At 65.2% G+C, this 4,713-nt stretch carries 6 protein-coding genes; 2 read left to right on the forward strand and 4 right to left on the reverse strand.

Annotated elements, in window-relative coordinates:
• The 3 genes from ACWEO7_RS38105 to ACWEO7_RS38115 all read right to left on the reverse strand — a co-directional run.
• Positions 1 to 716: phosphomethylpyrimidine synthase ThiC (locus ACWEO7_RS38105; protein ID WP_452430543.1), on the reverse strand; the 716-nt coding region annotated here is incomplete at its 3' end.
• Between the two features lie 17 nt (positions 717 to 733).
• A complete protein-coding gene (locus ACWEO7_RS38110; protein WP_452430544.1) occupies positions 734 to 1,192 on the reverse strand; it encodes a DUF4254 domain-containing protein in 459 nt (152 codons plus the stop codon).
• A gap of 91 nt (positions 1,193 to 1,283) precedes the next feature.
• Positions 1,284 to 1,463 carry a hypothetical protein gene (locus ACWEO7_RS38115; RefSeq protein ID WP_452430546.1) on the reverse strand — a complete coding sequence of 60 codons (180 nt, stop codon included), beginning with the start codon at positions 1,461 to 1,463 and terminating at the stop codon, positions 1,284 to 1,286.
• Positions 1,464 to 1,777: 314 nt separating this feature from the next.
• Here ACWEO7_RS38115 and ACWEO7_RS38120 point away from each other — a divergent pair, with 314 nt between their 5' ends.
• Positions 1,778 to 3,238 carry a helix-turn-helix domain-containing protein gene (locus ACWEO7_RS38120; protein ID WP_452430548.1) on the forward strand — a complete coding sequence of 487 codons (1,461 nt, stop codon included), beginning with the start codon at positions 1,778 to 1,780 and terminating at the stop codon, positions 3,236 to 3,238.
• On the forward strand, positions 3,235 to 4,131 hold the full coding sequence (locus ACWEO7_RS38125; RefSeq protein ID WP_452430550.1) for an aminoglycoside phosphotransferase family protein: 897 nt from the start codon (positions 3,235 to 3,237) through the stop codon (positions 4,129 to 4,131). The genes ACWEO7_RS38120 and ACWEO7_RS38125 overlap by 4 nt, the downstream gene beginning before the upstream one ends.
• A gap of 83 nt (positions 4,132 to 4,214) precedes the next feature.
• On the opposite strand, the gene ACWEO7_RS38130 is transcribed toward ACWEO7_RS38125, so the two are convergent.
• The gene (locus tag ACWEO7_RS38130) at positions 4,215 to 4,613 is read right to left on the reverse strand and encodes a hypothetical protein (RefSeq protein ID WP_452430552.1); all 399 of its coding nucleotides are present in this window, start codon (positions 4,611 to 4,613) and stop codon (positions 4,215 to 4,217) included.
• Positions 4,614 to 4,713: the final 100 nt, after the last annotated feature.

Consider the following 4,713-nt stretch of genomic DNA (forward strand, 5'->3'; position numbering starts at 1 on the left):
ACGAGGAGACTCGCGCTCGGGCGGTGAGGATGTATCAGGATCGGATCCGTGAGCACGGTGACTCGATGGCCGGTGCGCGCCGGCATGTCGGAGCGGCGGCAGATGTCGAGGATTCCGTCGAAGTACTCGATCAGAGGGTTGTCGCAATGGTGGATGCGCATGTAGCGGGCCAGCAACCCGCCGCCTCGTGAGGTCGTGGGCATGATTCGGTCGGATTTCTCGCTCATCTGCGCGAGGGCGGGGTTGATGCCTGCATGGATAAGGACGAAGTCGACCCCAGCGGCCAACCCGAGCTCGAAGCGGTCCAGGAATTCGTTGCGGCTCAGCTTTTTCCGCGGGTCAGCGAACAGGTCGTATGTCAGGCATGCGCCGAGCGGTGCGCCCATGACTTCCTTCAGATCCGCGCGCAGCGCCACCCCTTCAGGGTTGGTGGTCAGGTCCATGACAGCGTCGGGACCGGCGGCGAGGATGACCGCCATGCTTTCCACGATGGTCTGCCGGTCGCGGTCACGTGGCCCCAGTCCGACGAGAGCGGCGACTTTGCGGCGGGTGTCCTCACCAACGAGCAGCGGTTTGAAGGCCGTCATGTGCCTGCTCACGTGCGACCGCAGGAACACGAGTGTGCCGCTTTCGACTCGACGGGCGGCGGTGTCGGGGTCGAGGTCTTCGGCCTGGCAGGTGGCGATGAACTGGGGATCTGTTGTGAGGGTACGCATTTGGTGTGTCCTTTCGATCAGCGATGTTTCGGAGTGGCGGGCACGGTTGGCCGCGGTGGAGGTGGTTGGCCGTCGACGACTTCGGTGATCAGGTCGGCCCAGTCGACAGCCAGGGCACTGACGTGGATCCATGCCTCACGCACGGCGGGTTCGGAGGCGTGCTCGGCAGTCGCGAGGATCAGTTCGGCATCGACGTACGCGGCGGCCAGGGCATCCATGGCTGGCCCTATGCGTTCCGTGCCGCGTCGTGGCTGAATGTGGGTGCTGACCCAGTTGTCGATCAGCGTGACGACATCGTCTCGGCGTCGGTCGACTCCGGTCGCGCGTTCGGGGATGATGCGGCGGGTGCGGTGCAGATGCGCCAGCGCTTGCGCCCATCGCGTGATCAGGTGGTCGCCCGGATTGTGGTCCGTCACGCCGCGGAATGCCGCGCAGAGCTGGTGCCAGTCCGGAATCCGAGGCAGCCGAGCATCCATCTCGGAGAGCGAAACATGTTGTTGCACAGTTACTGTCATCTGCGCTGAACGCGTATGTATGGGTGTGTGGCGTTCGGTGGGCATGCTCGGGCTACACCTCGGTTCCGAACGAGTAGGCCATCGCCGCGAGATAGGGCAGGCATCCGCCGCCGTGGGCGGCGTGAGTGTGGAGGATGAAGCGGGCGCGGTCCAGATCCAAATCGGTGGGCTCGGCCGCGCAGTCGCGATACTGCACGGCCCACAGATCCCGTGTGTTCTGCGAAATTCTCACGACAGCTCCCTGACAGTCGGTGGGTGGGTGGGCACGCCGATGCCGGGCCCAGGTGCGCGCGCCCGAATCCGGCTCCGCCCACTGCTGATCGCTCGCGAAGGGCGGAACAGCGTCGACCGCATGCCCCGGCATCGGGTGCTGGTCCCAGATTCGCGGTCGCGCCTTGCCATCCCAACGCCCGACAGGGCTAGCCCCACTGGGGCTTGCGCATCGTCTACAACTGGCTGGGATCAGGCGAAAGGGTCATTTGTGCACGTAAAAGCCCTCCACCGCATACTGTGAGACAAACTGCGGTCAACCGACTGAGGTGAGATATGAATACTGGGGGACGTATCTGCCGCACATGCCGAACGGCGCTGCCCGCAAGACACGCCGGAAACCTCTGCCCCGACTGTGCCTCAGCTGCCGGGTTCAAGCACGCGCTCACCGCCGACTTCTTTGACGACCCCACGATCCGCGCGGCGCTCGCGGACCACGACTTCAGCGTCGTGTTCACCTCGATTCGCGAAGCAACCGGCCTCTCACAACTTCAGCTGGCCGCGTTGCTCGACCTCACGCAGTCCAGAGTGTCAGCCGTCGAACGCGGAGAACGCCGTCTAACCAGTGCCAAGCTGGTCGCAAGAATCGCCGATACCTTCGCGATCCCTGCTTCGCTACTCGGGTTCGGCTCCGGCTCTGCGAGTAATCTGGCCCGCGAGGAGGTGACGTGGGTGGAACGCAGAGACTTCATCACCCTGGCAACCGCAGCTGCACTCGGTTCCCATCTTCACCCGCAACTCGACCGGCTGGGCAGCATCCTCCCCGACCGGCTCGAGCCAGTCACCCGACCACACATCGGATCCGCCGACATCGACGCCATCGAAGCCATCACCGAAGGATTCCGGCGATGGGACCTCGCACACGGCGGCGGACTCTGCCGGACCGCGGCACTCACCCAATTGCACCAAGTCCGCGCCCTGGAAGGCGCCGCATGCACCACGGACGTTCGAACACGTCTGTGGATCGCCACCGCCGACCTGGCGAGCATGGCCGGCTGGCTGGCCTACGACATCGAAGAACACGACTCTGCCCGCAAACTGTGGACATACGCCCTGCAAACCGCGCACCGTGGAGAAGACCATCCCCGCAGCACCGACCTGACGGTCAGCATTCTGCTCGACATGGCCCACCAATCCCTGCACCTGAAACGACCTGATGAAGCACTGAAATTCGTGCAGCTCGCCTCATCGACCGCCGCCAACAGGCGCCATCCGATCAGCACCATTACCGCCGGATACATCGCAACGGTAATGGGCTGGTGCTGGGCATCCCTGAACGACTCCGCAGCCACCCAGCGCGCCCTCGGGCGATCCGAAGACCGCTACGCCGCAGCCGAACCCGACACCACTCCCTCCTGGGCATGGTTCGTCACGCCCGCGGAAATCGCCGCTCAACACGGCCATGCGATTTATTTGCTGTCGCTCTCCGATCCCAAGTTCGCGCTATCGGCGGTCGAGCGTCTGTCCACAGCGATCCCTGGCCACGCCAGCGAACATGCGCGCAGCCGGGCCGTCGCCTTACCCACCCTTGCCAGCGCCTGTTTGCAGGCGGGTGATTTCGACTCGGCCAACCGGTACGGGCGTGAGGCGATCACGGCGATCACCGAGCTGTCCTCACCCCGCTGCTACGTCCGCCTCCGCGACCTGGACACCATCGCCACCAAGCACGACGGCGACCCCATCGTTGCTGAATTGCGCGGCGATCTGAGGGCGGTCCTCACTACAGCGGCCTCATGACCACAGAAAGCCAGCTTCCCGGTCGCGCAGCAGTGCGGGCCGCCTGTCAGAAGTTCGGTGTCGACGACCAGGACGCGCAACTGCTGCATCATCGGTCGAACGCAGTGTGGTTGCTGCCGCACGCTGATCTGGTCGTGCGCCTGGCACCCGACACCGCCTACCGGCGCGAGCGCGCGCACACCGCCGTCGCCGTCGCACGGTGGCTGGCAGCCGAACCCCTACCCGTCGCCCTTACTCCGGCGTCCGGAACGCAGCCAGTTGTCGCCAGCGGCGCGATCGCTACGTTCTGGCCCTACCGACCCTCGCCGGGTCGGCCGGGCCCGGCCGACCTCGGCACACTCGTACGGCGGCTGCACTCGGTAGCGCAGCCGCCGTTCCCCGTGCCGCGATACCAGCCGCTGCGGCGGCTGTTCGAAGCCCTAGCTCTCGAGGACGAGCGAACGACACCCGCACTCACCGACTCTGAGCGAGCGTGGCTGCGCGCCCGCGCCGAGGCACTCGTCGGCCAGTTCACGCAGACCGAGTTCCCGCTCGGGGAGGGGCTTGTGCATGTCGATGTCCACAGCGAGAACGCCGTCTGCGATCACGGTCAGTGGGTGCTGATCGACTGGGATCAATGCAGCATCGGGCCACGTGAACTCGACCTGGTGAACGGGTTGCCCGATCACTTTCATCAACCACAACACGAGCGGGCACGCTTCGCAGCCGCCTACGGATATGACCTGCTCGACTGGCCCGGATGGACCTTGCTGCGCGACATCACCGAACTGCACTCGCTCGGCGCCTACATCCGGCTCGCACCGACCAAGCCCGCGGCGGCCGAAGAACTACGACATCGCATCCGATCGTTGCGAACCGGAGACAATGCCGCAGTCTGGCAGGCGGTGTCATGATCTCGTGCGTCGTACTCGGCGACCATCTCGGTGGTCAGGCCGAGCGGCTACAGCTCGGTGTGCTCGGCGCTGAAGCAGCAGTACTACAGTCCGTAGTCGTAGTCGTAGTCGTAGTCGTAGTAGCTGTATTCGTAGTCAGTGCCTATTTCCGGAGTGTCGACTGGCTCTTCGCGGCTCGCCCCGGTCTCGGTGAGGGCTGTTGGCTGCGCAAAGGCCAGTCCGTCGTGCGCATCGCGATCGAGATGGCGCCGAGCCCGGTCTTCGAGGTCGCGTTGCGGCGGTGTCAACTGCGTGCGGCGGTGCTGTTCTGTGAACGCGTCGTCGAGTTGGCGCTCTTCACAAAGCCAGCGTTGTTCTGCCTGCGCCAGTTTCCGTGCGAAGGCATTGTCGCTGTGGCCTGCGGCGGTCAGCTCGGCGGCGCGCGCGGCGTGGTTGTCGGCACGGTGGAGGGTGGAGTTCCAGTCGTCCTGTGCGAGCTGCATTGCGGCTTAGTGCTGCGTTCCTCAAAGGTGGTAGATAAAGCGGCGGCGTAGGGTCCTTGGTTTCGGGGCGGGTCGGCCCCAGACCCATGGTCGCGCGCGG

This window comes from Nocardia sp. NPDC004260 (assembly GCF_053603155.1).

Bases quoted from the DNA above. Each gene is read 5' to 3' on its own strand.
- ACWEO7_RS38110 (WP_452430544.1), bottom strand. From the start codon at position 1,192: ATGGATGCTCGGCTGCCTCGGATTCCGGACTGGCACCAGCTCTGCGCG.
- ACWEO7_RS38120 (WP_452430548.1), top strand. From the start codon at position 1,778: ATGAATACTGGGGGACGTATCTGCCGCACATGCCGAACGGCGCTGCCC.
- ACWEO7_RS38125 (WP_452430550.1), top strand. From the start codon at position 3,235: ATGACCACAGAAAGCCAGCTTCCCGGTCGCGCAGCAGTGCGGGCCGCC.
- ACWEO7_RS38130 (WP_452430552.1), bottom strand. From the start codon at position 4,613: ATGCAGCTCGCACAGGACGACTGGAACTCCACCCTCCACCGTGCCGAC.